Raw genomic sequence first — 1,574 nt, 5'->3', positions numbered from 1 at the left:
AAGTGTTTTGGATTAACGATCTTACTACACCAATAGGACAAACTCATACACGCGTGCATGGAGTAGTTTTTAATAGTCCAGATGATATAATATTTTATTATGATCCCAGGTATAACCCAAATAAAATAGTCATTAAGAATGATTATATAGGAAATTGGTATCATAAAGTCAATTGTCTTACAGAACTTGATGGCTCAATATTTAAGCCGTATACCTGTGGGACTAATATTGTTCTTAATAGTCCCATAGATATGAAAAAGTGTTTTTTTCAACTAATTGAACGTACAGGGGAAGTTGAAGTTGTATATAAATACTTGGGAGATCCTAAAAGTGAGGCTTCATTAGAAGTGTTTTGGCAGAATGAAGTCATAGGGAAAGTAAACACTAAGGAAAAAAATTTTGAGGAGAAAAGCATTATCTTTAGTGTAGATGAAATCAAAATGTTTAATCCTCAGGTGAGAGTTACAGTACATGGACACTGGGAAGTGAAAGTAAAATGTCCGGTAAATAAGGGGATATCAAAGTTAAGAGAAAAGAATTTTTGAGTACTAGTGGTATGGGTTCGTTAAAAGTTGAACTGACCCCAGAAAGTTTGACAAGTCGTTTCATTAGGCAGCTTTTAGGGCATGAGTTCGATATTGTACCGGGCTCATGCCTTTTAATTTTGCCTTAATTCGTTTGTGATTATAATAATCGATATATTTTTCAAATTCTTATTTAAAATGTTCTATGCTTTCAAAATCTTTTAGATAAAGAAATTCAGATTTCATAATACCAAAGAAACTTTCAATAATCGCATTATCGTAACATCTTTGATACAAGTGAATAGGTTGGTCTTGAATCAATTGTATAAGCGATTATCTCTCAATTAAATAGATCTAGCATCGGTGATAAGTAGAGCTTCTCGCCGCATAATTTAAATTCTGTTATGTCTGTAACTCATTTTTCGTTTGGCTTTTTAGCCTTAAAGTTACGTTCTAAAATATTTGGCGTAATCTTACCTACTTTCCCTTTATAAGAGCGATATTTTTTCATACGAACTAGGCTCTTTAAACCTAACTTTTTCACAATTCGTTGAACTTTTTTAAATAAGCATTCTCCATACGCAAACGCTCCAATTCAGCTTGTAATGCTTCTACTGACTCTTCTGTTTGTGTTTGTTTCTTTCTTAATTGATTTTTGATTGTCCTTAGTCATAGACTGACGCCCCTTTTTCTTAGATTTAAGGGCGTCTACTCCTTTTTGACGTAGCTGAATACGCCATTTTCTAATAAGTCCAGATGAAGAAATATTAAAAATAACTGCCGTTTCGTTTGGAGACGTCCCATTTTCGAACATATAATTTGGTAAGCCTAGTTTATACTGTACAAAATACGTTGTATAGCCTTTTTCAAATGCTCGGATTCCATGATATTCAAATTGTTTTATACATATTCGAACCACGTCGTGATTCGCTCTCAATGATTTCGCAATATCTTTTATACTCTCACTTCCATCTTGATAATGTATTGCTGCATTCATTTTGTTTTCTGAAGTAAATTTAGTTATAAAAAAACTACACCTCCAATTGTTAG

The 1,574-nt window shown here is 32.7% G+C and carries 2 pseudogenes; one reads left to right on the top strand and one right to left on the bottom strand.

From position 1 onward, the window contains the following. Positions 1-545: pseudogene (locus ABWK52_RS28415) on the top strand (hypothetical protein); the annotation flags it as partial. A 63-nt stretch (positions 546-608) separates the two neighbouring features. On the opposite strand, the pseudogene ABWK52_RS28410 reads toward ABWK52_RS28415, so the two are convergent. Further along, positions 609-1,548, bottom strand: a pseudogene (locus ABWK52_RS28410) (IS3 family transposase). Positions 1,549-1,574 lie beyond the last annotated feature (26 nt).

It is taken from the genome of Bacillus sp. AP50 (genome assembly GCF_040492675.1).
GTDB lineage: Bacteria > Bacillota > Bacilli > Bacillales > Bacillaceae_G > Bacillus_A > Bacillus_A cereus.
Note: the sequence above shows the minus strand (reverse complement) of the source record. Positions and strands in the feature narration are given on the sequence as shown.